The sequence below is a fragment of the Granulicella sp. WH15 genome, assembly GCF_009914315.1.
In the GTDB taxonomy this organism is placed as follows: domain Bacteria; phylum Acidobacteriota; class Terriglobia; order Terriglobales; family Acidobacteriaceae; genus Edaphobacter.
The window spans coordinates 645,784-672,346 of record NZ_CP042596.1; the positions used below are offsets into that span (position 1 = coordinate 645,784).

The 26,563-nt window shown below is 62.9% G+C and carries 22 protein-coding genes and 1 other RNA gene; 14 read left to right on the top strand and 9 right to left on the bottom strand.

Features of this window, described 5'->3' with window-relative positions; all coding sequences use genetic code 11:
- Positions 1-211 precede the first annotated feature (211 nt).
- Positions 212-3,403: a multidrug efflux RND transporter permease subunit gene (locus tag FTO74_RS02900; RefSeq protein ID WP_162536793.1), complete on the bottom strand. Its 3,192-nt coding sequence runs from the start codon at positions 3,401-3,403 to the stop codon at positions 212-214.
- A complete protein-coding gene (locus FTO74_RS02905) occupies positions 3,400-4,824 on the bottom strand; it encodes an efflux RND transporter periplasmic adaptor subunit (protein WP_255462465.1) in 1,425 nt (474 codons plus the stop codon). Before FTO74_RS02905 ends, FTO74_RS02900 begins: the two co-directional genes overlap by 4 nt.
- Positions 4,825-5,075: 251 nt before the next feature.
- Between FTO74_RS02905 and FTO74_RS02910 the strand changes: the two genes are divergently transcribed.
- Positions 5,076-6,575 (top strand): UbiA family prenyltransferase, encoded by a 1,500-nt coding sequence (locus tag FTO74_RS02910; protein WP_255462466.1) that lies wholly within the window; start codon positions 5,076-5,078, stop codon positions 6,573-6,575.
- A 96-nt stretch (positions 6,576-6,671) separates the two neighbouring features.
- Here FTO74_RS02910 and FTO74_RS02915 read toward each other — a convergent pair whose 3' ends face one another.
- A complete protein-coding gene (locus FTO74_RS02915) occupies positions 6,672-6,941 on the bottom strand; it encodes a hypothetical protein (protein WP_162536796.1) in 270 nt (89 codons plus the stop codon).
- A gap of 200 nt (positions 6,942-7,141) precedes the next feature.
- Between FTO74_RS02915 and pheS the strand changes: the two genes are divergently transcribed.
- The 8 genes from pheS to FTO74_RS02955 all read left to right on the top strand — a co-directional run bounded on the left by pheS (position 7,142) and on the right by FTO74_RS02955 (position 14,289).
- Positions 7,142-8,263 carry a phenylalanine--tRNA ligase subunit alpha gene (gene pheS, locus FTO74_RS02920; protein ID WP_162536797.1) on the top strand — a complete coding sequence of 374 codons (1,122 nt, stop codon included), beginning with the start codon at positions 7,142-7,144 and terminating at the stop codon, positions 8,261-8,263.
- Between the two features lie 45 nt (positions 8,264-8,308).
- Positions 8,309-10,375 carry a phenylalanine--tRNA ligase subunit beta gene (gene pheT, locus FTO74_RS02925; protein WP_162536798.1) on the top strand — a complete coding sequence of 689 codons (2,067 nt, stop codon included), beginning with the start codon at positions 8,309-8,311 and terminating at the stop codon, positions 10,373-10,375.
- A gap of 107 nt (positions 10,376-10,482) precedes the next feature.
- Positions 10,483-10,821, top strand: a complete 339-nt coding sequence (locus tag FTO74_RS02930; protein ID WP_255462467.1) for a hypothetical protein — start codon at positions 10,483-10,485, stop codon at positions 10,819-10,821.
- 22 nt (positions 10,822-10,843) lie between these two features.
- Positions 10,844-11,239, top strand: coding sequence for a cell division protein ZapA (locus FTO74_RS02935; RefSeq protein ID WP_345933969.1), 396 nt, complete (start codon positions 10,844-10,846; stop codon positions 11,237-11,239).
- Between the two features lie 94 nt (positions 11,240-11,333).
- Positions 11,334-11,520, top strand: a non-coding RNA gene (ssrS, locus tag FTO74_RS02940) — 6S RNA.
- Between the two features lie 106 nt (positions 11,521-11,626).
- The gene (locus FTO74_RS02945; protein WP_162536799.1) at positions 11,627-12,367 is read left to right on the top strand and encodes a prolipoprotein diacylglyceryl transferase family protein; all 741 of its coding nucleotides are present in this window, start codon (positions 11,627-11,629) and stop codon (positions 12,365-12,367) included.
- A gap of 77 nt (positions 12,368-12,444) precedes the next feature.
- On the top strand, positions 12,445-13,557 hold the full coding sequence (locus tag FTO74_RS02950) for an RluA family pseudouridine synthase (protein WP_162536800.1): 1,113 nt from the start codon (positions 12,445-12,447) through the stop codon (positions 13,555-13,557).
- Positions 13,558-14,289: an SDR family NAD(P)-dependent oxidoreductase gene (locus FTO74_RS02955; protein ID WP_162536801.1), complete on the top strand. Its 732-nt coding sequence runs from the start codon at positions 13,558-13,560 to the stop codon at positions 14,287-14,289. It abuts the gene before it with no gap.
- 474 nt (positions 14,290-14,763) lie between these two features.
- Here the strand turns inward: FTO74_RS02955 and FTO74_RS02960 are convergent, their stop codons facing one another.
- Together FTO74_RS02960 and FTO74_RS02965 are read right to left on the bottom strand one after the other, a co-directional pair.
- On the bottom strand, positions 14,764-15,996 hold the full coding sequence (locus tag FTO74_RS02960) for a threonine ammonia-lyase (RefSeq protein ID WP_162536802.1): 1,233 nt from the start codon (positions 15,994-15,996) through the stop codon (positions 14,764-14,766).
- Positions 15,997-16,054: 58 nt separating this feature from the next.
- Positions 16,055-17,170 (bottom strand): acyltransferase, encoded by a 1,116-nt coding sequence (locus tag FTO74_RS02965; RefSeq protein ID WP_162536803.1) that lies wholly within the window; start codon positions 17,168-17,170, stop codon positions 16,055-16,057.
- A gap of 78 nt (positions 17,171-17,248) precedes the next feature.
- On the opposite strand from FTO74_RS02965, the gene FTO74_RS02970 reads away from it, so the two are divergent.
- From FTO74_RS02970 to plsX, 3 genes are all read left to right on the top strand, one after another.
- Positions 17,249-17,800 (top strand): DUF177 domain-containing protein, encoded by a 552-nt coding sequence (locus FTO74_RS02970; protein ID WP_162536804.1) that lies wholly within the window; start codon positions 17,249-17,251, stop codon positions 17,798-17,800.
- Between the two features lie 70 nt (positions 17,801-17,870).
- Positions 17,871-18,059: a 50S ribosomal protein L32 gene (rpmF, locus tag FTO74_RS02975; RefSeq protein WP_162536805.1), complete on the top strand. Its 189-nt coding sequence runs from the start codon at positions 17,871-17,873 to the stop codon at positions 18,057-18,059.
- Positions 18,060-18,112: 53 nt separating this feature from the next.
- A complete protein-coding gene (gene plsX, locus FTO74_RS02980; RefSeq protein ID WP_162536806.1) occupies positions 18,113-19,123 on the top strand; it encodes a phosphate acyltransferase PlsX in 1,011 nt (336 codons plus the stop codon).
- A 355-nt stretch (positions 19,124-19,478) separates the two neighbouring features.
- Here plsX and FTO74_RS02985 read toward each other — a convergent pair whose 3' ends face one another.
- The 3 genes from FTO74_RS02985 to FTO74_RS02995 all read right to left on the bottom strand — a co-directional run bounded on the left by FTO74_RS02985 (position 19,479) and on the right by FTO74_RS02995 (position 21,225).
- Positions 19,479-20,180, bottom strand: coding sequence for a Crp/Fnr family transcriptional regulator (locus FTO74_RS02985; protein ID WP_162536807.1), 702 nt, complete (start codon positions 20,178-20,180; stop codon positions 19,479-19,481).
- Between the two features lie 334 nt (positions 20,181-20,514).
- Complete coding sequence (locus FTO74_RS02990; protein ID WP_162536808.1) at positions 20,515-20,895, bottom strand: carboxypeptidase-like regulatory domain-containing protein; 381 nt, start codon at positions 20,893-20,895, stop codon at positions 20,515-20,517.
- A 126-nt stretch (positions 20,896-21,021) separates the two neighbouring features.
- Complete coding sequence (locus FTO74_RS02995; RefSeq protein ID WP_162536809.1) at positions 21,022-21,225, bottom strand: hypothetical protein; 204 nt, start codon at positions 21,223-21,225, stop codon at positions 21,022-21,024.
- A 268-nt stretch (positions 21,226-21,493) separates the two neighbouring features.
- Here FTO74_RS02995 and FTO74_RS03000 point away from each other — a divergent pair, with 268 nt between their 5' ends.
- Together FTO74_RS03000 and FTO74_RS03005 are read left to right on the top strand one after the other, a co-directional pair.
- Complete coding sequence (locus FTO74_RS03000) at positions 21,494-23,011, top strand: M28 family metallopeptidase (protein ID WP_255462468.1); 1,518 nt, start codon at positions 21,494-21,496, stop codon at positions 23,009-23,011.
- Positions 23,012-23,229: 218 nt separating this feature from the next.
- Positions 23,230-24,057, top strand: coding sequence for a rhomboid family intramembrane serine protease (locus tag FTO74_RS03005; protein WP_162536810.1), 828 nt, complete (start codon positions 23,230-23,232; stop codon positions 24,055-24,057).
- A gap of 531 nt (positions 24,058-24,588) precedes the next feature.
- On the opposite strand, the gene aspS is transcribed toward FTO74_RS03005, so the two are convergent.
- Positions 24,589-26,412, bottom strand: a complete 1,824-nt coding sequence (gene aspS / locus FTO74_RS03010) for an aspartate--tRNA ligase (RefSeq protein ID WP_345933975.1) — start codon at positions 26,410-26,412, stop codon at positions 24,589-24,591.
- Positions 26,413-26,563: the final 151 nt, after the last annotated feature.

Here is a 26,563-nt window from a genome sequence, read left to right on the forward strand (position 1 = left end):
GGGACGGCTCTGGGCTGCCCGTAAGCCTTGCTTCCGGATATCGCATCCGGATCGTGCTGTCAGGAGATTCGCTCCGGCGTCCTGCCTCCGGGCAAATCTCCTGACGTTGCTACGGTCTTGCTGCCGGGGCTGCGCCCCTGTGTTCTTACTGCTTCGACGAGCTGAAAGCTGCGTCGGTTAGTGAAGGTCTGTTCCTGAGGCGCGGGCCGGTTTAGTCTCCGGCCGCGTGCGTGTGCTGCTCGTGCTCATGCGCGTGCTTGTGGAACTCCGCGTCGGCTTCCTGGGTGTGCAGATACTTGCGGCCGATGCGGTCGAAGAAGAGGTAGACGACCGGCGTGGTGAAGAGCGTGAGCACCTGCGAGACGATGAGGCCGCCGACGATGGAGATGCCGAGGGGCCTGCGCAGCTCGCTGCCGGTGCCGGTACCGAGAGCCAGAGGAACGCCGCCGAGGAGCGCGGCCATCGTGGTCATCATGATGGGCCGGAAGCGCAGCAGGCAGGCCTGGTAGATGGCCTCGATGGGCTCCATGCCGTGTTCGCGCTCGGCTTCGAGGGCGAAGTCGATCATCATGATGGCGTTCTTCTTCACGATACCGATCAGCAGGATGATGCCGATCAGCGCGATGACCGAGAGGTCCACGTGGAAGACCATGAGGGCCAGGATGGCGCCCACACCGGCCGAGGGCAGCGTGGAGAGGATCGTGATGGGGTGGATGTAGCTCTCATAGAGCACGCCCAGCACGATGTAGACGACGATGAGCGCGGCCAGGATGAGCAGCGGCTCGTTCGAGAGAGAGGCCTGGAAGGCGGCGGCCGAACCCTGGAACTTGGCGTTGACGCTGGCCGGTGGGTTCAGCTTGGCCTTCACCGAGTTGACCAGCTCGACCGCGTCGCCGATGGACTTGCCGGCGGCGAGGTTGAACGAGATGGTGGAGCTGGGGAACTGGCCCTGGTGGTTGACCGCGAGCGAGGCCTGGCGCTGCTCGAAGTGGGTGAAGGTCGAGAGCGGCACCTGGGTTCCGTTCGAGCTTTTCACGTAGATATTGTCGAGTGAGGAGGGATTGCGCTGGAACTTCTCGGCGACCTCCAGCACGACGTGGTACTGGTTCAACTGCGTGAACATCGTCGAGACCTGGCGCTGGCCGAAGGCATCGTCGAGGGTGTCGTCGATGTTCTGCGGCGTGATGCCGAGGCGGCTGGCGGTGTCGCGGTCGATGACCAGGTGGGCCTCGAGTCCGGCGAGCTGCTGGTCGCTGCCCACGTCGATGACGACGTCCTTATGCTTGGCCAGCTCGTCGACGAGCGCCGCGGTCCAGTAGTTCAGCTCCTTGGCGTCGGCGTCCTCGATGGAGTACTGGTACTGGGTGCGGGAGACGCGGTCTTCGACCGTGAGGTCCTGTAGCGGCTGGAGGAAGCACTGGATGCCGTCGACCGCGTCGACTTTGGGCTGCAACCGCCGGATGACGGCGATGGCGTCGCTCGAGCGATCCTCGCGGTCCTTCAGGTTGATCTGGATGCGGCCGCTGTTGAGCGTGGTGTCGGTGCCGTCGATGCCGATGAAGGACGAGATGCTGAGCACGTCGGGGTCTTGCAGGATGACCTTGGCGAGCTGCTGCTGGCGCGTGCTCATGGCGTCGAAGCTGATGGTCTCGGGGGCCTCGGTGATGGCCAGCAGGACGCCGGTATCCTGCACAGGGAAGAAGCCCTTGGGCACGATGACGTAGAGGTAGAGCGTGAGGACGAAGGTGGCGACCGTGACCAGCAGGGTGATGCGCTGGTGCCTGAGCACCCAGCGGACGCCGGTGCCGTACTTGGCGATGGTCCACTCGAAGAACTCTTCGCTCTTGCGGTAGAAGATGCCCTGCTCGCTGGCCGGTTTGTGGCGCAGCAGCTTGGCCGCCATCATCGGGGTCAGGGTGAGGGAGACGACAGCCGAGACGAGAATCGTGACCGAGAGGGTGACGGCGAACTCGCGGAAGAGGCGGCCTACGATATCGCCCATGAAGAGCAGCGGGATGAGCACGGCGATGAGCGAGACCGTGAGCGAGAGGATGGTGAAGCCGATCTGCTCGGAGCCCTTGAGCGCGGCATCGAGAGGCGTGTCGCCCATCTCGAGGTAGCGGTCGATGTTCTCGATCATGACGATGGCGTCGTCGACGACGAAGCCGGTGGAGATGGTGAGGGCCATCAGGCTCAGGTTGTTGAGCGAGTAGCCGAGCAGGTACATGATGCCGAAGGTGCCGACGATCGAGAGCGGCACGGCGACCGACGGGATGATGGTCGCGGCCACCGACCGCAGGAAGAGGAAGATGACCATGACCACCAGGGCGATGGTGAGGACGAGCTCGAACTGCACGTCCTTGACCGAGGCGCGGATGGTGTTGGTGCGGTCCGTCAGGACTTCGAGGTGTACGCTGGCCGGGAGCGACTGGCGCAGCGTGGGCAGAAGCGCCTGCACCTCGTTGACGACGCCGATGATGTTGGCACCGGGCTGGCGTTGGATATTGACGATGACGGCGGGCTTGAGCGAGAGGTTCGTGGCCGGGGTCTCGGAGGTCGCGGGCTGGGCGGAGGTGCCCATCCACGCGGCCTGGTAGAGATTCTCGGTGCTGTCAACGGAGTTGGCGACGTCTTTGAGCCGCACGGGCGAGCCGTTGCGGTAGGCGATGATGACGTTGGAGTAGTCGACGCTGTTGAGGAGCTGATCGTTGGCCCCGATGGTGTAGGCCTGGCGGGTTCCGGTCAGGTTGCCCTTGGCCTGGTCGACGTTGGCGGTGCCGAGGGCGGCGCGGACGTCCTCGAGCGAGAGGCCGTAACCGGCGAGCGCGGTGGGGTTGGCCTGGATGCGGACGGCGGGCTTCTGGCCTCCGGCGATCGAGACGAGACCGACGCCCGAGAGCTGGGAGATCTTCTGCGCCAGGATGGTGTCGGCGAGGTCCTCGACCTTGCTGAGGGCGAGCGAGTCGCTGGTCAGCGCGAGGGTCAGGATGGGCGCGTCGGCGGGGTTCACCTTGCTGTAGATCGGCGGGTTAGGCAGATCGCTGGGCAGGTAGGTGAAGGCCGCGTTGATGGCCTCCTGCACGTCCTGCTGGGCGATGTCGATCGACTCGGAGAGCGAGAACTGCAGCGTGACGACGCTGCCGCCTCCGGAGCTGGTGGAGGTCATCTGGGTCAGGCCGGGGATCTGGCCGAACTGGCGCTCAAGCGGAGCCGTGACCGAGCTGGCCATGACGTCCGGGCTGGCGCCGGGGTAGAAGGTCATGACCTGGATGATGGGGTAATCGACCTGGGGCAGAGCGGAGACGGGCAGTTGGAGATAAGCGACGGCACCGGCAAGCAAAATGGCCACCATCAGAAGCGAGGTGGCCACCGGCCGGAGGATAAACGGCCTTGAGGGGCTCATGGTTTTTGTCCTTTGTGGCCCTTGCCGCGGCCATCGGTTGAAGCATCAGCATTGTCGGCGGCGTCGAGGCCCCGGGGCTTGTGCGAGGGCTTGCCGGGGTCGAGGGGCTGGGTGGAGGGGCCGTTCGCGGAGGCGGCGGTCTGCTTGGGGCTGACGTTGCTCTGCTCTTTCAGCTTCTCCTGGCCGTCGGTGACGACGTTGTCGCCCGCCTCCAGGCCACTCTTGAGGATGACCTGCGAGCCTTCGATCAGATCCACCACGACGGGCTGCACCTCGACGTGGAACTTGGGACGGCCGTGATTGTCGTCCTCGGCCTCGAAGTTGTGGCCGGAGACGGGCTTCAGCTTGGCCGCGGTCTCGGCGTCCATCTTGCCCGCGCCGGGCTTGACGACGTAGACGAAGGTGCCGTGAATGCCGTTCTGGATAGCCGAGGCCGGGATGACGAGGGCGTTCGGACGCTGCTGCAGCACGATGCGGACGTTGACGAACTGATTGGGGAAGAGGGCGTTGTCCTGATTGGCGTAGACGGCCTTGCCCTTGACGGTGCCGGTGGTGGTGTCGATGGTGTTGTCGATCGTGAGCAGCGAGCCGCTGGCAAGATGGGTGGTCTCAGACCGGTCATAGGCCTCGACGGCGAGCTTGCTGCCCGCGCGCATCAGCTTGAGCACCTGCGGGAGCTGGTCTTCGGGCAGGGTGAAGATGACACTGATGGGCTGGAGCTGCGTGACCAGAATCAGGCCGGTGGCGTCGGCCGCATGGACGATGTTGCCGGGATCGACCTGGCGCAGACCGACCACGCCGTCGATGGGCGAGAGGATGCGGGTGTAGGTGACGTTGACCTGGGCGGCCTGGATGGCGGCGCGGTCGGCGTCGAGCGTGCCGGTGCTCTGGCCCGCGTTCGAGATCTGGGTCTGCTGGCTCTCCTTGGAGACGACTCCGGCCTGGTAGAGCGAGGTGTAGCGGCTGGCCTCGGCGGCGTTGTAGTTGGCGGCGGCCTGGTCCTTGGCGAGCTGGCCTACGGCCTGTGCGAGCGCGGCCTGGTAGGGGCGGGGGTCGATCTGGGCCAGAAGCTGGCCCTTGCGCACGGCCTGACCCTCGCGCACGTTGACGCTCATCAGCTCGCCGTCGACGCGGCTCTTGACTGTGACCGAATAGTACGGCGTGACCGTGCCCAGGGCCGTCAGGTAGATCGGCATGGTCTTCTGGACGACCGCGGTCATCTGGACCGGGATGGGACGGTTGGCGGTGAAGACGGTCCGATCGGCCTCCACGGCCTGTTCCGCCTGGTTCTGGCGGATCTTCCATACGGCGAAGGCGGCGACGCCGACAAGCACAAGCACGATCAGCACGCGGCGCACGATGCCGCCGCCTGACTTGCCCTCGGGTTCAGGCTGCGATTTCTGCGGCTGGGACGCAGGCAAGGCGGCAGGATCGTGTGGAGTTGTTTCCAATAACGCCATAGGGATAATTCACCGTTCTCTGGCCTGGGGGCCGGAATCTTATTTTTTTGTCGCGAAGCTGTGTCTCAAAATTACATCAGCTACGTATGTCAATGGTATAGGTGAACTGACGAATCGACGGTAAAGAAGGTTTCATTTCAATTGGAGCCGGATGGATGAAGAGGGTGGCGCGGAGCTTCCGGCTGCGCTACCCTCCAAAGGGGAGCAGACTATTGCTGGAAAAATCCGTTACATCGCTGACCGATAAGGGCTTCACGACGACTCTACCCCTGTGTGTGGATCTTGACGGAACGCTGGTCAAGTCGGATACGCTGGTCGACTCTGTGCTGGTTCTGGCGAGGCAGCATCCGGAGCTTCTGCTACGGATTCCGGGCTGGCTGGCTCAGGGTAAGGCCGCTTTTAAGCAGCACGTTACCTCGGCGGTCGAGCTGGATGTCGAGCATCTGCCCTACAATCAGCCGCTGCTGGAGTTCCTGACGGCCGAACACGCAGCCGGACGGCCGATCTACCTGGCGACCGCGGCCGACTCCACGCTGGCGCGCCGGGTGGCGTTGCACCTGGGTATCTTTTCGGGAGTGCTGGCGTCGGACGGCAAGCTGAACCTGGCCGGGGGCAATAAGCTGGCGGCGTTCCGGCAGGAGTTCGGCGACGAGTTCAGCTATATCGGCAACGCCACGCCGGACGGGCCGGTGCTGGCGGCCTGCAAGGAGCCTATGGTGGCCAATCCCACATCCGGTCTGCGCTCGGCGCTGGCCGGTTCGGGTACGGTTCCGATCCGGACCTTTGAGGACAGCAGCTCGACCCTGAAGGCGTGGCTGAAGGCCGTCCGGTTGCACCAGTGGGCTAAGAACGTCCTGATCTTTCTGCCGCTGCTGCTGGCGCACGTGCGCTCGCTGGGGCTGCTGGTCGCTGCTGCAATTGCGTTTTTGAGCTTCGGGCTGTGTGCCTCGGCCACCTACATTGTCAACGATCTGCTGGACCTCGAGGCCGACCGGAAGCACCGCACCAAGCGGCGTCGGCCCTTTGCGGCGGGAAATCTTTCGGCTATTTCAGGCGTCGCCGTGGTGGCGCTGGGGCTGTTGGCGTCGCTGGCTCTAGCGCTGGGGCTGCCGTATATTCTGGCCGCCATCTCGCCGTCGGAGGCTCTGGGGTCTCCGTACAAGTTCGCGGCTTGGATGGGGATCTACCTGGTGACGACGCTGGCTTACTCGCTGCGACTGAAGCGGATGGTGCTGGTGGACGTGATCGTCCTCTCAGGGCTGTACACGATTCGGATCATGGCCGGATCGGCGGCGACCGGGGTTCCGGTCTCGACGTGGCTGGGCGGGTTCAGCGTGTTCTTCTTCCTGTCGCTGGCATTTGTGAAGCGCTTCGCGGAGTTGGAGAGCCTGCGCCTGCGGGATAAGGCTCCGGCGAATGGGCGCGGGTATCTGATCTCGGATCTCGAGCAGCTGCGCAGCTTCGGCACGGCTACGGCGCTGGCGTCGGTGGTGGTGTTTACCCAGTACATCTCGAACCTGAACTCGCGGCTCTACCTGCATCCGGGGCGGCTCTGGTTTATGGTGCCGGTGCTGCTGCTGTGGCTGTTGCAGCTTTGGCTGCTGGCTTCGCGGGGGCAGCTCGATGAAGACCCGGTGGTGTATGCGATTACGGATAAGAAATCGCTGATGCTGGGCGTGCTGGTGGTGGCGGTGGTGTTGTCGGCGCTGTAGGAAACACGCGCAGCGTCGAGAACCGCACGAAGTGCCGCCCGCCCGGCGTCAGGGCGCTTTTGTTCCTAAACGTGCCCCGAATCTGGGAGGACATGCCTAGCTCGCTTGCTTGTCCACCGCACCCAGATTCCTGAACTTGATCCAGCTAATGACAGATAAAAACGCAGCTACCAACGACGTGAGCAAGCAGGCCGGTATGTCGATGAAGGCCGAGTGAACATGCGTTATCAGGTGGTCGATGATGACGCCCGCCACGCCCCAGCTCAAGATGGCAAGCACAAAATACTTCCAGAACTCTGCTCGTATCTGCGGTCGAGAGAGCGTCCGTCGTCTGCGTAGCTCTTCAGAGAATTGACTTGTCTGCATGAACGTTACCCCTCAGTTTGAGCGGGAGGCTGCGTGATTATAGTACTCCGCGGGCGTTTGCACGCCTTTTTATTGCTTCGCGTGGTCCTCCCGTCGGTCGGAAATAAACGATGCTCGCTGCCGACCAGCGGAAGGCCCTCAGAAGATCATCCTGTCCATGCCGCCCCGAGAACGGTACGAAGTACTAAACTCTAAAGATCATGCAAGACGTTATCTCTCAAGTGATTCCCCACCTCTCCGGCTACGACGAGCCGACGCTGGACACAGCCTTCAGCGTGCTCGCCGAAGAGGTGAGCGCGTCCGCCGCAGCATCGGCGGCCAACGACCCCGAAGCCTTCCGTCTGCTCTGGCTCGGACGCAAGCAGGGCCGCCTCAAGTCGATCAGCGAGACATGGCTGAAGGACGCGCCGCCAGAGGCCCGCAAGCCGCTCGGAATGCGCTTCAACCAGTTGAAGCAGCAGATTGAGGCCGTGCTCGACGCGCCGGTCGCGGCCAAGGCCGCTGTAGTGCAGGGAATCGACGTCTCCCTGCCCGGCACGGCGCATAAGCCGGGTATTCCGCATCCGCTGTTGACGACGCTCGATGCCATCGTGACCGTCTTCCATCACCTGGGCTACTCCACGCGGCTCGGCCCGCAGGTCGAGAGCGATTTTTACAACTTCGAGGCGCTGAACTTTCCTCCGAACCACCCGGCCCGTGACACGCAGGACACGCTCCAGATCGCCGGGCAGGAGTCGAAGCCGGGGCGCGACCGGCTACTGATGCGGACCCACACCTCGCCCGTGCAGATACGCACGATGGTGGCCGAGCAACCGCCGCTGCGCATCGTCATCCCCGGCAAGGTGCACCGCAACGACGCCGCCGACGCCACGCACTCGCCGATCTTTCACCAGATCGAGGGGCTGTGCGTCGATACGAACATCACCTTCTCGGACCTGAAGGGGACGCTCGACCATGCTATGCGGGCGCTCTTCGGATCGTCGGTGAAGACGCGGTTCTTCCCCAGCTTCTTCCCGTTCACGGAGCCTTCGGCCGATGTGCAGATCTCGTGCATCTTCTGCGGCGGCTCGGGCTGCCGCAAGTGCAAGCACTCGGGTTGGATCGAGCTGCTGGGCTGCGGCATGGTCGACCCGGCGGTCTTCGACGCGGTGACCGGCGAGCGGCGCAAGCTAGGCCGGGACGACGGCGCGTACGATCCGGCGAAGGTCAGCGGATTCGCCTTCGGCATGGGCGTCGAGCGGTTCGCGATGATCCTGCATGGGGTCTCGGATATCGGCCAGTTTTATTCGGGCGATATGCGCTTTTTGGAGCAGTTTTCATAACGAAGTGCCTCTGCTCCGGGCAGTTACACTGGAAAGCGTCAAACCATGAAGATTCTTACAAGCTGGCTTCGTTCTTCCGTCCCCGGCATCACCGTGGACGACCAACAACTTGCGGAAGACCTGACCCTGCGCGGCATCGCGGTGGAAGGCGTGCACGATCTCGGTGAGGGCGCGGGCCATCTCTTCGAGATGGACATTACGACCAACCGTGTGGACGCGATGAACCACTATGGCATCGCGCGCGAGGCGGCGACGATCTACGACGTGCCCCTGATGCCCTTCGCTCTGGACTTGCCGGAGCCTGTGCCCGCCGCGCCGCTGCCGGTGCGGATTGAGGCTCCCGAGCGCTGCGGACGGTTTACGGCGCGGGTGATTCGCGGCGCGACGATTTCGCCTTCGACGGGTGTCACGGCGAAGTACTTCGAGCTGCTGGGGCAGAAGGCAATCTCGAACGCGGTCGATGCGACCAACTTTACGCTGCTGGGCATGGGGCAGCCCACGCACGCCTTCGACCTCGACAAGATCGAGGGAGGGATCGTGGTGCGGCTGGCGCACGCGGGCGAGCAACTGCGTCTGCTCGACGGGACCACGCGCACGCTGACCGCTGAAGATCTGGTGATCGCAGATGAGAAGAAGGCGCTCTCGCTGGCCGGCGTGATGGGCGGCTGGGACTCGATGATTACGGCTGAGACGAAGAACATCGTGGTGGAGTCGGCGTGGTTCGAGCCGGCGGGGATTCGCGCCAGCTCGCGGCGGCACCTGATCCACACGGACGCCTCGCACCGGTACGAGCGCGGCGCGGACTTCAACGCGGCGCCCATCGGCAACACGCTGGTGACGCGGCATATTCTTGAGGCTTGCGGTGGACAGCTCGATGGTGAGTTGGTCGATGTGATTGTGCCCGCGCTGGCCTCGGTTACGGCGGATCGTCCGGCGATTACGCTCTCGGTGAAGCAGGTGCAGCGGCACCTTGGGACCACCATCGCCAGCGAGGGGATTACGCGGGAGCTGGTGGTGCGTTTTCTGACGGCGCTGGGCTGTGGGCTCACGGCGGTCGATGATGATGCGTTTGAGGTGAAGCTGCCGAGCTGGCGGCTGGACCTGACACGCGAGATCGACCTGATCGAAGAGGTGGCGCGCGTTTACGGCTACAACGGCTTTGCTAACACGCTGCCGACGCCGGGCATTGTTGAGGCGTATCCCACGGCTCGTGCGGAGAAGGCCGTGCAGCAGCGGCTGCTGGCGCTGGGCTATTCGGAGGCCGTGAGCACGACCTTTGCCAGCCCGTCGGAGAGCGTGTTGTTTGCGCTGGATCGCCCGGCGATTCCGCTGGAGAATCCGTTGAACGAAGAGGCTTCGCTGCTGCGTCCGTCGCTGGTGCCGGGCATGGTGGCGATGCTGGCGCACAACCTTAATCGCGACGTGTTGAACGTGCGTCTGTTCGAGGCGGGGGCGCGGTTTACGGGATCGACGGCCGAGGTGGTGGAGTCGCGGTCGCTGGCTCTGGGGCTGACCGGGCAGGTGGCCGCGAATGCGCTGGCTAGTGCTGCGGACGCGCCGTTCTATGAGCTGAAAGGCGTGGTGGAAGCGGTGCTCGGGTTATTTGCTACTTCGGGTGTTACGTATGCAACTGAGGGGGTGCCGGGGTATCTTGAGGCCACTCGTGCGGCTGCGGTTTTGATCGGCGGCAAGAGCTTTGGGTGCTTCGGCCAGCTTGCCCAGGCAGAGCAGCAGGCGCGCAAGCTGCGGCAGCCGGTGTATCTGGCCGAGCTGGATCTCGAGGCTCTGCTGGCGCTTCCGTTGCGGCATGTGACGGCGCGGGAGCTGTCGCGCTTCCAGGCCGTCGAACGTGATTTTTCGGTTACATTTTCTGATGCCGTCGTGTGGCGGCAGGTGGCCGAGGCAGTCGAAGGGCTGGGGTTTGCGGAGCTGCAACGGCTGCTGCCGGTCGAGGTCTTCCGCGACGCGAAGAAGAACCCCGGCCACTACTCGCTGCTGCTGCGGACGGTCTTTCAGTCGCCGGACCGGACGCTGCGTGAAGAGGACCTGACGGCGTGGCAGGGCGCGATTATCGCGGCTCTGGAGAAGCTGGGCGGGGTGATGCGGTCTTGAAGGGAAGACGAGGGAACCAAGCTAGGTTCTACCTGGAATCACTCCTTGAGGCTAAGGCTACGAAATCCACTGAGGGCGAGTCTATACTCGCGACAGGGAGCACCCGCGTGAGCACATCGGCAGTCTTGAATCTGGTGGATACGGAAGAGAAGAGTATGGACGAGAGCACAAACACCGCTGCTGTTTCGGAAGTGAAGCAGAGCTTCAGCGCCGAGGACTTTCAGGCGATCGAGCAGAAGATCCTTCGCGCCGTCGAGATTGTGCGGCGGGAGCGCGAGGCGCGCGCCGCGGCAGAGGCCGAGGCTGCCAGCCTGCGCGAGCAGCTCGATGCGCTGATCGGTGCGTCGAACGAGACGCAGACGCAGCTTACGGCGCTGAACCAGGAGCGCGATGTGGTGCGGAGCCGCGTGGAGAAGCTGATGCGGCAGATGGATGAGTTGATTTAAAACTGGGCCAGGGGAATGCGGATTGAGTGAATTTGATGATCTGAGAGAGGCTCGGGACACGGTCGCGATGGGTGAAGATCAGGCCCGCGCGGATGCAGTGTCGGTCGAGATCTACGATCAGGTCTATCATCTGCGCGGCACCGACCCTGCTTATATTCAGCATCTGGCGTCCATTGTGGACGCCAAGATGCGGGCCGTCTCGGCGCTGGGGGCCACGGTGGATTCGCTGCGGGTGGCGGTGCTGGCCTCGTTGAATATCGCCGATGAGCTGGCAGTGCTGCGGGCGCGGCACGATGAGCTGGCGAGTGCTATAGCCGAGTCGCAGTCGAGCCAGACGACGATGCGGACGCTCTCGGGGATGCTCGATGAGCTGCTGGATGCGGAGCTTGAGGGCCGTGAGGCTCGGCGGGCGGGATAAAGAAAAACAGTAAGTGTCTTAATCTGGTCTAAATCGTATCCAGACCGCTTGACTTGCGCTTGTCTGCGGACACGGTTAGCATCCAAACCAGAACGCCGGCCTGCAAAGCAGGTGCGCGAACAACGCAGGTTGAACCAATACTCATTGAACAGGGGTTTGGCTCGTAGATATGGCTCGGTGTGCTAGGTCCGCCAGTTCGGAAAGCCTAAAGAGCCACGGCTAGATCCCACCGTCTTAGACGGGTTCACCTGCGCTTCGTCGCACGGCCCAGTGGGTCGGTTTTCTTCTTCTCTTCTTCTTTCACGCGAAGCGTCGAGAACCGCACGAAGTGCCGCCCGCCCGGCGCCAGGGCGCTTTTGCTGTTGAGCAGATAGACTGTTGTAAGCCGTGTATCCCTACCTCCTTCATTCCGGGCACCTCTCGATTCCGACCTTTGGCGTATTGGCTGCGGTGGGGTTGATGCTGGCGTTGCTGCTGAGCCAGCGGACGGCTGCGTGGGTAGGGCTGGCTCCCGATGAGGTTTGGGACGCGGGGCTGTCCGCGGTGATCGCGGCGTTTGTGCTCTCGCGGCTGCTGCTGGTGGTTGAGAATGTGCATAGCTTTTTGCAGGCTCCGCTGCTGCTGTTGATGGTGCCTTCGCTGACCGCCACGGGGATGGCGGCCACGCTGGTGGTGATGCTGATCTGGCTGCGCAGGAAGCATCTGCCGGTATGGAAGGTGCTGGACGCGTGGGCTCCGTGCGCGACGCTGACGTGGGCGTTTCTGGCGCTGGGGCACTTTGCCGAAGGCTCGGACGCGGGGCTTCCGGCTCGGTTCGGGATCAGGATGCCGGGCGAGTCGACCCCGCTGCATCCGGTGGCCCTGTATGTGGCGTTTTACGCGCTGCTGCTGACCGATGGGCTGCTCTACTGGCTGCGTCGGCGACGTCCGGCGGTGGGAGGGGTTACCGCTGCGGCTCTGTTTGCGGCTGGGGTGGGGCAGTTCCTGATCGGTTTTCTGCGGCAGCCGGATATGTTTGGATCGACCTCGATGCTCGATCCGCTGCAATGGGTCTCTGTGGGGATGATGCTGGCCGGAGCGGTGGTCTATGTGCTGACTACACCGGCGGAAGAGGCGTCCCTCGTCTGAGGCCGTGCCCTTAACGTGGCGGGTCGCTACGGATTTTTGTTTGTCTCGCTATCGCAGCGAAGAAGGAAAGGTGTTCGATGCCCTCGAAGAATATGTTGCCCAAGGGCCAGCGCCGCCACTCGGTGCGGGCGGAGTATGTGGCCACGCGCGGCGTGGACCCGGAGATGCCGCCGGTGGTGCCGGTGCTCGACTTTGAAGACGACGGCGATGTGACCGACGCTACCGTGCGGACGTTTGTGGCCGATCCTGTGGCCGCGGGGATGCGGCTCGACCTTTACCTGGCGCAGGCGCTGCCGGATATCTCTCGGGCGCGGGTGCAGGTCCTGATCGACGCCGGGCAGGTATGCGTGAACGGCGAGACGCCCAAGGCCAAGGATAAGTTGAAGGGCGGCGAGACGGTCGAGATCGAGGGCCAGCCGCAGTTGGAGCCGCTGCACGCTACTGCTGAGGATATTCCGCTGGATATCGTCTTCGAGGACAAGTATCTGGCGGTGGTGAACAAGCCTGCGGGCATGATGGTTCATGCCGGCGCGGGCGCGACCGACGACGACCGGAACAAGGGCACGCTGGTCAATGCGCTGCTCTTTCATCTGGCCAAGCTGTCGGATATCGGCGGGCAGCTTAGGCCGGGGATCGTGCATCGGCTGGATAAGCAGACCTCCGGGCTGATCGTGGTGGCGAAGGATGACAGCACGCACCGCAAGCTGGGGGAGATGTTCTCCGAACGAACGGTAAAGAAGACCTATCTGACCCTGGTGCACGGGCATCTGGCCAAGGACGATACGACGGTAACGCTGCCCATCGCGCGGGACTTGCAGCGGCGCATCCGCATGACGACGCGGAGGCCGGATGGGCGCAGCGCCGTCTCGCACATGCACGTGCTGGAGCGGATTACTACGCCGTTCGGCGCGTTTACGATGGTCGAGGTGAAGATCGAGACCGGAAGAACGCACCAGATTCGCGTGCATATGCAGTCGCTGGGGCATCCGGTGGTGGGGGACTTTTTGTATGGCGCTCCGCATGTGATTCGCCGGGTGGATGGCGGTGAAGGCGTGCTGGAGCTGGAGCGGAACTTTCTGCACGCGGCCTCGTTGCAACTGACGCATCCGCAGACGGGCAAAGAGCTTGAGCTGGAGGCTCCGCTGGCGAAGGAGTTGGTAGAGTTTCTGGAGCAGTTGCGGGAGGGATAGATGGGCGGTCTCAAGGGCAGGGTCGCTTTGGTGACGGGTGGGTCGCGGGGGATCGGGCGGGCCTGCGCGATTGCTCTGGCCGAGGCCGGGTGTGTGGTCGCGGTGAACTATCTGGCGTCGGAGGCTGCCGCGCAGGAGGTGGTTGCGGCGATCCATGCGGGTGGCGGCGAGGGCTTCGCGGTGCAGTGCGATGTCTCGAGCGAGCCGCAGGTGGCGGAGATGGTTGCCGCGATCGAGAGCCGGTGTGGGGCTATCGACATTGCGGTGAATAACGCAGGCATCAGCATCCGCAGGCCGCTGGCGGAGATTACGAGCAGCGACTGGGAGCGGTCGATCTCGCAGAACCTGACCTCGGCGTTTCTGGTCTCGCAGGCGGTGTTGCCGGGGATGCGGGAGCGTCGCTGGGGGCGGCTGATCTTTGTGTCGTCGATTGCGGCGCAGAGCGGCGGCGTGATTGGCCCGCACTATGCGGCGAGCAAGGCCGGGATGCTGGGGCTGACGCACAGCTATGCCAGTCTGCTGGCGAAGGAGGGGATCACCTCGAACGCGATCGCCCCGGCGCTGGTGGTGACGGATATGATCCGGGGAAATAACGCGGCGAAGCCGGAGTTGCTGCCGGTGGGGCGTTTCGGTGAAGCAGAGGAGGTCGCCGAGGCCGTGGTGATGGTGGCGGGAAATGGATTTATGACGGGGCAGACTATCAACCTTAACGGCGGCTGGTACATGAGTTGAAAGGGCGCGTCAGAACCGTGCCGGGTGATAGGTTGGGCCTTCGGCCCTCATCTTTTTGCTCATTCGGATACCTGGGCAACGCCCCCGGCCCCCGGTAAATGTTTCCGCGTATGGACGAGGGTTGAAGACCCGATCTATCGGTTTTGCTGCCGAATCCCAAAGGGCCTTCAGATTTGTGGTGGGGTTGAAGAAGGCATACCTCGGGGGCTAAAGCCCGCTGTGGCTGGTTTTAATGTCCGGGCTAAAGCCCGGACCTACCTTAGAAGCAACGGCAAGAACAGAAGCAGATTCCTCCGCTTCGCTCCTGAATGACAACCAAGAAAACAGGCGACAGCAACAGCGCCCTCACGCCGGGCAGGTGGCACTTCGTGCGGTCTTGGACGCTGCGCGTGAAAGGCAAAGACCTTCAGGCTCCACTCTTATCCCTTTTTCCCTTCTTATCCCCGTTTCGCCTTGCTCTTGCGTTTTAGGATTTTATTGCACGCGGCTGTGCTTGTAGCCCTCGGCGGTGAGGGCGGCCAGTAGCTCGATGACCTGCTCGCGGCCTCGGGTCTCCATGGTGATGTCGATGACCGTCTCGCCCAGGTTCACGCCGTAGTAGGCGCGGTTGTACAGGGTGTCGACAATGTTGGCACGATGGCTCGCAATGACGCGGGTGAGGTCCTGCAAGGCTCCGGGCTTGTCGAGCAGGTGGATGCGCAGGCGGATGAGACGGCCATCCTGCACGAGGCCGCGCTCGATGATGCGCGAGAGCAGCGTGACGTCGATGTTGCCGCCCGAGACCAGGACGCCGGTGCGGGCTCCCTTGAGCGAGGTCTTCTGCTGCAACAGCGCGGCCAAAGCGGAGGCTCCGGCTCCTTCGGCTAGAGTTTTTTCCTGCTCCAGCAGCATCAGGATGGCGGAGGCAATTTCGTCCTCTTCGACGGTGACGACCTCGTCCACAAGTGCCGCGACCATGGGGTAGGTGACGTCGCCCGCGCGGCGGACGGCGATGCCGTCGGCGATGGTGGTGGAGGGGGGCAGCGTGACCGGGCCGTGGTTGGCGAGCGCGGCGGGCATGGAGGCGAGCCGCGCCGTCTGGACGCCGACGATCTTGATGCCGGGCCGGAGGGCCTTGGCCGCGCAGGCGATGCCGCCGATGAGGCCACCGCCGCCGATGGGCACGACGATGGCGTCGAGGTCGGGGACCTGCTGGAGCATCTCGAGGGCGATGGTGCCCTGTCCGGCCATGACGGCGGGGTCGTCGAAGGGGCTGATGAAGGTGAGGCCGTCGACTTTGCAGAGGCGGGTGGCCTCGGCGGCGGCCTCGTCGTAGTTGGCGCCGTGCAGGACGACCTCGCCGCCGAAGCGCTGGGTGGCGGTGACCTTGACCAGCGGCGTGGCCAGGGGCATGACGATCCTGGAGCGGATGCCGAGCTTGGTGGAGTGGTAGGCGACGCCCTGGGCGTGGTTTCCGGCGCTGGCGGCGACGACGCCGCGGGCTGCCTCTTCGGGCGTGAGCAGGGAGAGCCGGTTGAGGGCTCCGCGCTCCTTGAAGGAGCCGGTCATCTGGAGGTTTTCGAGCTTGAGGAAGATGGACTGGCCGGTGGTGCGGGAGAGCATCTCGGAGTGGGGGAAGGGCGAGAGATAGATGGAGCCCTGGAGACGTTCGCGGGCGGCTTGGACGTCGGCCAGGGAGATGGGCAGGCCGTTCGAAAGAGAACTCATCTGGCTAGGGTAAATCGTGCAGATGGGGGAAGGCTATGTGCACAGCAATTGCCCGGGGTTAGGATGCGATCGTGGTGGTGATCCGGGGTGATGCAGTAGTACTGGCGAGCTTTCTACGGAGGAAAGTTCGGACGGGTATGTCATAGAAACGATCGAGTAAGAGAGCGAGCATGATCGTGAACAGAATGGAGATGATACTTGCCCAGGGATGCTGATTGTCTGAGCTTCGAGCTAAGGAGTGTCTGACACCGTCCAGGAGGCGGCTGCACGGTACGTGCAGCATGTAGACCGCATAGGAAGAGATACCCAGCCAATGGCAGAGTTTCACGAGGCGCGGGCCAGGTTGCGACGAAGCGCCCACCAGGAGCAGTACCGGGAAAAATAGAACCACAAGGAGCAGATCGTACATCGTTTTGAATTGGGGCATGGCCGGAGCCCCCAGCGAGAGGAGGAGCAGAATGGCAACGAAGAATGGATGAACGCGCAAGCGAACTTTTCCTGACTTCCAAACCATGAGCAGGAGCATACCGATGAGATAAGAGAACAGGACGCGGGAGAAGGTGTAGAAAGCATGCGGTTGGCTAACGCCGAAGTCGATCGTGCCAAACTTGCGAATGGAATAAATGAACGCCATTGCAACGACGCCGAGGGTTCCAAGAAGAAACTTCCAGCTTCGCCTTCTCAGGAAAAGGGCATGAAAGATATTGGCTGCGACCTCAAAGAAGAGGGACCAGGCAGGCTGGTTGTAAGGAAAGATGATGTGATCCCGGGTTGGAACGCCGACCGCGGGGAGAAGGAGCAGGCCATCGAGTATCAGGATGGAGATGGTACGGGCACCCGGGTGGAGATGGCTGGAGTGATCGTGCATTGTATTGAGAAAGATGCCCAGCACAAGACCGATAAAATAAAGGGGGTAGAGGCGGACGAGGCGGGTCACAAGAAACGAACGGGTAGTCCAGCCGCGATCAAGCTTCGTCTGGTAGGCGAAAGTTAGAACGAAACCGCTGAGCATGAAGAAAAAATCGACAGCGAGATATCCGTGCGGAAAGAACTGGTGGCCGAACTCGCCACTGTAGTGAAAGGTCATGACGGCAATCGCGGCGACTCCACGGAGAGCGTCCAGCGTCAGAAAGACGTGTGATGTGTCAGGAGATGCCGATGAGGTTGCTTTCATGATAATTACGCCCATTCTACAGATACGGAATTGCCTGGGGTAGTTGACCTGCGGGCTGGGACTCCATAGGCTTGTAGTGTGCTGATTATTCCGCTCCAACTCGAACAGGAACCGTTATTTTTTGAAGAAACAATCGCTCCGGGCGTGATCGACTACCAGGAGGACACGCGGCAGATCGGCGAGATGCCGGTGGGCGGGCGGGCCGACCTGATCCTCGAGCACCGGGGGCCGCAGGATACGGTTTCGGATATTCGGGTTCGCGCCGGGTACAAAGGCGAGTTCGAGGTGCTATGCGCGCGCTGCGTGGACCCCGTGTCGGTGCCGCTTTCGGGGAGCTTCGACCTGATCTTCAGGCCGGAAAGTGCAGATGCTGAGGCCGGAGAGCGATCTATTACCGAAGATGAGACCGAAATAGGGTATTATGGAAAAAGCGGTCTTCTGCTGGAGGACGTCGTGCGGGAGCAGGTGTTGCTTTCCCTGCCCGGTCGGACGCTCTGCACGCCGGATTGCAAGGGCCTATGCCCGCGTTGTGGCCAAAACCTGAACGTTGCCACTTGTAAATGTGCCGAAACCGTGGTCGATCCGCGGTGGAATGCGCTTGCCGGGCTGGCTGGACACATCGAGAAGTAAGGTACTGCGAATTTAGATTTTTGTGTGGCCATGCTGCGCTCTGTGCCGGCTGGTTTGAAAGGGAACTGAAATGCCTAATCCGAAACGGCGTCACTCGAAACAGCGCACTGCCAAGCGCCGCAGCCATGACTTTCTTACCCCGGTGAACTCGGGTTTCTGCCCGAACTGTCAGGAGCGCAAGCTGCCGCACCGCGCATGCCCCAAGTGCGGTGAGTACAAGGGCCGTGCAGTGCTTGCGGCCAAAGAAGTAGCCAGCTAACAAGCTCTTCGACTACAACGGCTTAAGAGACGAATGAAAGCAGAACGCGCCTGATGCCAGTCGATATAGTCGTCGATGCAATGGGTTCGGAGAAGGCCCCGGAATCGGAGATTCGCGGGGCTATTCTTGCGTGCCGCGAGTTCGATGTGCGGGTGTTGCTGGTTGGTCCCGAGGATCAGGTGGCCCCGGCGCTCGAGGCGGCTACACGCGGCATGATGTGGAAGCCTGCCATCGAAGTTGTCCATGCGAGTGAGTGGATCAGCATGGACGATAAGGCGGCGCAGGCTGTCCGGTCCAAGCGCGACTCCAGCATGAGGGTGGGGCTGAAGCTGGTGCGCGAAGGCAAGGCCCAGGGGTTCTTTACCGCGGGCAATACCGGCGCGGCCATGGCCACGGCCAAGATGGTGCTGGGGATGCTGGCGGGGGTGGAGCGTCCGGCGATGGTGGCCACGCTGCCGACGACGACGGGCTATCCGACGCTGCTGCTGGACGTGGGCGCGAATGTGGACTCCGACCCCGATAACATGGTGCAGTTTGCCGTGATGGGGTCGATGTACTCGACGAGTATTTTGAAGGTGGCGAGCCCTCGGGTGGGGTTGCTTTCGATCGGTGAGGAAGACTCCAAGGGGAACAACCTGACGCGGGATACGCTGCCGCTGCTGCGGGCGATCAAGCGGATTAACTTTATTGGCAATGTGGAAGGCCGCGATCTTTATAACGGCGCTGCCGATGTGGTGGTGTGCGACGGGTTTGTGGGGAACGTCGCGCTGAAGACGTCGGAGGGGCTGGCGCGGCTGGTGAACTCGTCACTGCGGCAGTCGCTCAAGTCGACGGTGACCTCGCAGGTGGGGGCGCTGCTCTCGCGGAAGGCGTTCAGCGATTTCAAGAAGCGGCTGGATTACTCCGAGTATGGTGGCGCGCCGTTGTTGGGGGTGCGTGGGGTGTGCATTATTGGGCACGGGTCTTCGAATGAGCGGGCGATCATGAATGGGATTCGGGTGGCTGCGGAGTTTGCCGAGGCTGAGGTGAACTCCGGGATTGAGGATGCGTTGCGCGGGGTTTAGGTTTTTACGCGAAGCGTCTAAGACCGCACGAAGTGCCGCCCGCCCGGCGTCAGGGCGCCTTTGCCGTTGTGGTTGAGAAAAGAAAGCACACCTCGGGGGCTAAAGCCCGCATCCGTGGCGGGTTTTAATGTCCGGGCTAAAGCCCGGACCTACCCAAGAAACAACGGCAAGGGCAACAGCAGATTCCTCCGCTTCGCTCCTGAATGACAACCAAAAGAACAGGCAACAGCGCCCTCACGCCGGGCGGGCGGCACTTCGTGCGGTTCTGGACGCTGCGCGTAACAGCACAAATCTTCAGGCTCCGCTCTTATCCTTTTTTCCTTTTTATCCCCGTTTCGCCTTGCTCTGGGCTGGGCTACAGGCTGGCGGTGGAATATAGCTCGCGGTAGAGGCGGTCGAGTACGGGGTAGCAGGTGCAGGCCGCAGACTTCAGCAGGCGGCGGTCGAGGATCTGGATGCGGCCGCGGTTGTAGCCGATCCAGCCGTTGCGCTTCATGATGGCTGCGGCCATCGTGATGGTGGTGCGGCGGGAGCCGAGCATCTGGGCCAGGCAGGCCTGCTTGACCGGCACGGTCTTGCCCTCGACGCGGTCCTGCACCATCAGGAGCCAGCGTGCGAGCCTCGCCTCGGCGCTGTGGAGGCGGTTGCAGGCCGAGATCTGGCCGAGGCCCGCGATGGTGTTCTGCATGAACTCGAGGGTGCGGCCACGGACCTCCGCGGATTCGTGCAGTAGCTGGCGGAAGGCGTCGACGGGGATGCGCAGGCCGTCGCCGGCGATCTGCATAATGCAGCCGGTGGAGCCCTGGCCGAAGAGGTCGGCGGCGCCGATGGGGCCTTCGCGGCCGCAGACGCCGACCTCCGCGGTGCTGCCGTCGGGCATGGTGTTGACCATGGAGGCCAGCCCGGAGGTGAGCAGGTAGACGTACTGCGTGGGCGCACCCTGCTCGATGAGGATGCTCTGCGCGGGCAGGGTGACTACGTCGGCGAGTGCCGTCACTGAACTGTCGGAGGCTTCCCCGAGTGAGTTCAGGAAGAGATTTTGGAGCCTGGGATACATGGAGTCCTCTACTTCGGCCCGTAGAGCAGCTAGCAGTTGTAGCTGAAGGTCAGATTCCGAAGATGGACTTCGAGGAACGGGCGCGCGGGAAGAGAAGCTCAGGACACCGCACGGATAAATCCGGAAGTCTTTTTCTTTAACGTATCAGAGACTGAAAGGTCTCGTTTAACTTCTTTGTTTTAAAGGTATTTCGTGTCGTTCTCGGATTTGCCTGGGCAGGATCTGAGGCAAAGATCCTCCCGCTGGACGAAAGGAAAGATGCTCGCTTCCGACCCCAACGGGAGGACCTCAGAAGATCGTTCCCCCGCACAGCCCCGAGAACGGTACGAAGTACCTACTTGTCGATTTTGAGGTTGATGTTGAACTGGCTCTTGCTGTCGAAGGAGCTGATGGATTTGGAGTCGCTCTTTTTGCCTTCGAGCGCGGCCCAGATCTCGTAGTCGGTGTTGAGCGAGAGCTGGCCGAAGCGGTAGCTGCCGTCCGTGTCGGAGATGGCGCTGCGAACCGAGGAGGTGCGGCCATCACGAAGGTAGACGATGGCTCCCTTGATGGGGGCTCCGTCCTTGTCTTCGACCTTGCCCTGGATGACGCGCTGCACGGCGCCGCGCTGCTGGGCAGCCATAGGTGTGGCCGTGACGATGGACAGGCCCGGTAAGGAGGCAGAGAGGGCGAGGATCAAGGCGAGGCGACGAACCGAATGTGCGACTGGCATCATAGGCTCCAGTATAGCTGCCGGTAAGAACCCGGCCCGCATCGCCTGGTTGCGGGGCCGAGCGGCGTAAAAGGTTCGGCGAGGAAGCATTGGGCTTTCCTCACCGTCTCAGGGACCGTCTGGGGTTAGTTATTCGTCGTCTTCCTCGTCGTCGTCGTGCGAGAGGTCTTCGTCGTCGTAGCCTTCCATATCGACCGGTGCAAGCTCGATGGGGTCGAGGGAGACGACCTCGAGGTCGGTTCCGCACTCGTCGCAGGTTACAGTTTCGCCTTCTTCTACTTCGTCCGCATCCACCACAATCGGGTTATCGCATTCGGGACAAACAACAGCCATCTCGGTTCCACCTTTCCGTCTTTCCTTACTGTCTTTTTTGCGTTTTTGAACTACACCACAGTCTGGGTGAGAGGGTTTCCCATCGCCCCGGCCTCCTTGGGATGATAGAAACACATAGGAAGCACCCGCTTAATCTTTTCCCGAAGTAGCGGACACGTCAAGCAATAGAGTTTGAATTTGGTTTGGCTATAGAGCTTGAATTTGGTTTGGCTATAGAGCTTGAATTTGGTTTAACTGAACTGACCTGAAAAAGAGAGGTACTCAAACGTTGAAGCCCGCGACCAGCAACCGTATGGAGCACACGAACCGATTCATGATAGCGGCATTGGGGCTGCTGATGGGGCTGCCGGTGACGCCTTTGTTTTCTCAGGCTGCGCAGACTAAGCCTATGGCGATTGCTCCGGCTCCGGCCGACCCGGCGATTGCGGCGGCTCTCGCGAAGATCTCGCCGGTGCAGATTCGCGCCGATATTGCCAAGCTGGTGAGCTTTCGCACGCGCCTGACGATCGGGAGCATGGATAAGGAACTGGCTCCGGGCGAGGGTGTGACGGCGGCGGCGGACTGGGTCGCGGCGGAGTTTCAGCGCATCTCGGTGGAGTGCGGCGGGTGTCTGGAGGTGAAGCGCGACGACTACATCGAACCGGCCAGCGCGGCCGGCAACTCGCGCGTGAAGCAGCCGACGCGGGTGCAGAATATCTACGCGGTGATGCGGGGTTCGGACCCGGAGCAGGCCGACCGGCGGGTGCTGGTGACGGGCCACTATGACACGCGAGCGACCGACGTGATGGACACGAAGGTATCGGCTCCGGGGGCGAACGATGATTCGAGCGGCGTGGCGGTCTCGCTGGAGTCGGCGCGGGTGCTCTCGAAGCTGAAGTTTCCTTCGACGATTGTGTTTGTTGCCGTGGCCGGGGAGGAGCAGGGTCTGATCGGCAGCAGGCACCTGGCGAAGGTGGCCAAGGCCGAGGGGTGGGATCTGCAAGAGGTGCTGAACGACGATATCGTCGGCGGCGACACCACTCCGGGACAGGAGAAGTTCGAGGACAAGAACGTGGTCCGGGTCTTCTCCGAGGGCGTGCCCGCGAATGCGACGCTCGAGCAGTTGCACCAGATCCAGACGCTGGGCGGGGAGAGCGACTCCAGCTCGCGCGAGCTGGCGCGAGCCATCGCCGAGGTGGATAAGAGCTACTTTAAGCCGGTGGCGGGCAAGCCCGCGTTCCATCCGGTGCTGGTCTTCCGGCGCGACCGCTTTCTGCGCGGTGGGGACCACTCGAGCTTCAACAACGAGGGCTTCGCGGCGGTGCGGTTCACCGAGTGGCGCGAGAACTACGACCACCAGCACAACACGCCGAGGACCGAGAACGGCGTGAAGTACGGGGACTTCATCGAGTACGTGGATATGGATTACGTGGCTCGGGTGGCTAGGCTGAACGCGGCGTCGCTGGCTACGTTTGCGAGTGCGCCGGGCAAGCCGGAGGACGTGAAGGTCGCCACCGGCGGGCTGGACAACGACACCGAGCTGCTGTGGAAGGCCCCCAAGGGCGCTCCGGCGGACACGAGCTACGAGGTGGTGTGGCGGACGACCGAGTCGCCGCTGTGGCAGACGGTGGTGAAGGTGACGGGCACGGACTGCAAGCTGCCCGAGTTCTCGAAGGACAATGTGATCTTCGGGGTGCGGTCGGTGGATGCGAAGGGGCATCGCAGCCCGGCAGTGTTTCCGATGCCGGACCCGCTGGCGGGCGTGAAGCCGGGGAAAAAGCCGTACGCGCCGCCACCTTTGAAGTAGCACTTCGTGCCGTTCTCGGGGCGGTATGGGTGGGGTGATCTTCTGAGGGCCTCCCGTTGGTCGGCAGCGGGCATTTTGTTTTCGACCAACGGGAGGACCACGCGAAGCTTTAAAAAGGCGTGTAAACGCCCGCCCCGCGCGTAGCGGGCCTATCCGGCAGGACAAGTTTTAGCCTGTTGGGTACGGTGCGGCCGCCGATATGGTGAAATGAGAGCAGCATGGCACGTTCCAGCCCGATCTCGATGACTCTGCCCCCCTTCGCGGGGGCGACCCGGCGTCTGATCCTTATCAACGTCGTTGTGTTCTTCGCGCTGCCGATTCTGCACTACTTCGCCCCGGCGGCGGTGGACTTCGCGGAGGGACATCTGTTGCTGGAGCCGCTGGCGGTGGCTCATGGGCAGGTGTGGCAGCTTCTGACGTACGCCTTTCTGCCTCTGGATCTGCTGGGGGCGCTCTTCGGGATGCTGGCGCTGTGGTTTGTGGGCAGCTACCTGGAGGGGATGTTCGGCAGCCGCTGGCTGTTGGAGTTTTACCTGGCGTGCACGGTGCTGGGCGCGGCGATCTCGTCGGCGCTGACCTTTACGCATCTGCCGGGGCTGCGGCCGGACGTGCCCATGCTGGGGGCGTGGCCGCCGATCCTGGGGCTGATGGTGGCGTTCGCGGTCTTCGCGGGCGAGCAGGAGGTGCGGCTGTTCTTTGTGCTGACGCTCAAGGCGAAGTACATGGTGGTGATCTATGTGCTGTTCAGCCTGGCGATTTTGTTGAAGGGCGGCGACAAGTTCGGCGCGCTTACGGAGCTTTGCTGCGCGGCGGTGGGGTTTGTGTATGCGCGGATGGCTCCGCGGCGGGGGATCGCGTTTGGGGTGAGCGAGCAGTTTTTCGCGCTGCGGAATGAGTACTACCGGATGAAGCGGCGGAGGGCTGCTCGTAAGTTCGAGGTGTATATGCGGAAGCAGAACCGGGTGGTTCACTTCGATAAGGATGGCCGGTACGTGGACCCGGATGAGGCGCGTCGGGACCCAAAGGACCGAAGCTGGATGAATTAGGCACTTCGTGCGGTTCTCGGGGGCGGTATAGGGAAGTTAGCTTTTGAGGGCCTTCCGTCGGTCGGCAGCGAGCGGTTCTTGTTTCCGACCAACGGGAGGACCACGCGAAGCTTTAAAAGGCGTGTAAACGCCCGCTCCGCGCCGAGCGGGCCCGTCCGGCAGGACAAGTTTGTGGCAAGGATAGGGTCGAGCTTTCAGCCCTCATCTGCTTATGCGTTCGGTTACCTAGGGCTTTGCCCCAGGCTGGTATAGAGCGCGCCTTCAGCGCTTTTCGAAGCTCATCCGGAGATTATTGCCCTCCCCAAAGCACACCGTGAGGGTTCCCCAAAAGCAGGAAGTGCCACGGGACAAGAGCGCCAACGGCGCGTCCTATACCAGCCTGGGGCAACGCCCCAGGTAAATGTTCACGTGTCCGGATGAGGGCTGAAGGCCCGACCTATCCCTACCGCCGACTCCAAAGGAAGGTCGTGCCCCGGGTGAAACCCATGTCTTAGAAGCGAGACATGGGTTTCACCCGGATTTGTGGCGGGGTTATGTCCTTGCGATGACGCGCAGGCTCAGGTCGCGCAGTTGGATATCCGAGACCGGCGTGGGGGCGTCAACCATCAGGTCGATGGCCTTGGCGGTCTTGGGGAAGGCAATGACCTCGCGCAGGCTGGACGCACCGGCCAGGATCATCACGATGCGGTCGAGGCCCAGCGCGATGCCGCCGTGCGGAGGCGTGCCGTACTCCAGCGCGTCGAGGAAGAAGCCGAAGCGCTCGTGCGCCTCCTCGTCCGTCATGCCCAGCGAGCGGAAGATCTCCGCCTGCACGTCCTTGCGGTGGATACGGATGGAGCCGGAGCCCAGCTCCGTGCCGTTGAGCACGATGTCGTAGGCCAGCGCCCGGACCGCGCCCTTGTCGTTGACCAGGCGGCCGGAGGTGATGTCGTCCTCGTGCGGGCTGGTGAAGGGGTGGTGCGCCGCGTTCCAGACCTTGGCCTCTTCGTCCCACTCGTACATGGGGAAGTCGGTGACCCAGAGGAACTTATAGTCGGCCGCGGTGCCGGTCTGCTCGAAGAGCTTGTGCTTGTCGGCGTACTTCTTTGCAAGGTCCAGGCGAAGCTGGCCGGCGCGCTTGTAGATCCACTGCGGATCGTAGTTCCACATGGCGGGCGTGCCCAGCTTGGGGGTGACGACGGTGACGAGGTCGTCCGGCCCGGCGCCGAGCTGCGATTCGATGGAGGCCGCGAGCGGGGCGAAGGTCTCGTTGGTCTTCAGGCGGGCGACGTCGAGCAGGTCGAGTCCGCTCTCGCCGAAGCTGGCGCGGACCTCCGAGAGGAGCGCCTTGCGCTGCGAGCCGGATAGCTCGCCGACCGAGGGGATGATGAAGCCGAGGACGGGCAGCTCCGGCTCGATCTTGAGTGTGACGCGCAGTTCGGGCGTCAGCGTGTCGGTCAGCTCGACCATCGCGGGCAGCCGCATGTCCGGCTTGTCGATGCCGTAGCGACGGATGGCGTCGTCGTAGGACATGATGGGGAAGGGCGGCAGCAGGTCGACCCCGGCGGCCTTGAAGGCGGCGGTTAGGAAGCCCTCGACGGTCTTGAAGATGATCTCCTGCTGGGGGAAGGTCATCTCCAGGTCGATCTGAGTGAACTCGGGCTGGCGGTCGGCGCGCAGGTCCTCGTCGCGGAAGCAGCGGGCGATCTGGAAGTACTTGTCGAAGCCCGAGACCATCAGGATCTGCTTGAAGATCTGCGGCGACTGCGGCAGCGCGTAGAACTCGCCCTGGTGGACGCGGCTGGGGACGAGGTAGTCGCGCGCGCCCTCGGGGGTGGAGCGGGTCATGAACGGCGTCTCGATCTCGAGGAATCCGGCGTCCGAAAGGTAGTTGCGGATGGCGCGGGCGACCTCGTGGCGGACGCGGAAGTTCTTCTGCATCTCGGTGCGGCGCAGGTCGAGGTAGCGGTACTTGAGCCGGACCTCCTCGTTGGCGATGGCGTCCTCGGCGGGCGAGAAGGGCGGGGTCTTGGCGTCGTTGAGCAGCAACAGGGTCTGGGCGACGACCTCGATCTCGCCGGTGGCCATGTTGGGGTTGACGAGCGCGGGGTCGCGGCGGCGGACGGTGCCGGTGCAGGCGACGACGTACTCGGGGCGCGCGGCCTCGGCGCGGGCGTGGGCCTCGGGGGCCAGCTCTTTGTCGAGCACGACCTGGGTGATGCCGGAGCGATCGCGGATGTCGAGGAAGATGAGGTTGCCGTGGTCGCGGCGGCGGTTGACCCAGCCCATGATGACTACGGTTTGGCCAGCTTCGGCGGGGCGGAGTTCTCCGCACATATGTGTGCGCTGCAGGGTGCCTAGAAAGTCGAGTGTCACAATACTTCTATTGTACGAAGGATTTGGGGCGGAAGGGGCAGGGAAGGTGGGGGAGAGGATCGGATTCAGGTTGCTGAGGAGCGAAGGAATCGCTTATTGGCAAAAAGGACGTTGGCCGGTACGTGTTCTTCGAAATCACCTTCTAGTTACT